General features: G+C 40.1%; 2 rRNA genes. Both read right to left on the reverse strand.

The features are described 5' to 3' along the window. Positions 1 to 91, reverse strand: a 5S ribosomal RNA gene (gene rrf, locus HHO41_RS22145); the annotation flags it as partial. Between the two features lie 114 nt (positions 92 to 205). Then, positions 206 to 294, reverse strand: a 23S ribosomal RNA gene (locus tag HHO41_RS22150); the annotation flags it as partial.

Genomic DNA, 294 nt, shown 5'->3' on the forward strand with positions numbered 1-294 from the left:
GGGAGAGCCCCCAACTACCATCGGCGCTGAGAAGCTTAACTTCCGTGTTCGGTATGGGAACGGGTGTGACCTTCTCGCTATCGCCACCAGACTATTTTATAAGACATTATTTATTATAATGACTTTTTTCAATTTTGCAAGAGAAATTTCATTCTCTCAAAACTAGATAATTTTAGAAGAAATGGTTAAACGTAAATCACCTTAAATGGTTAAGTCCTCGATCTATTAGTATCAGTCAACTCCACATGTCGCCACGCTTCCATCTCTGACCTATCAACCTGATCATCTTTCAGG

Source organism: Bacillus sp. DNRA2 (genome assembly GCF_012843265.1).
In the GTDB taxonomy this organism is placed as follows: domain Bacteria; phylum Bacillota; class Bacilli; order Bacillales; family Cytobacillaceae; genus Bacillus_BU.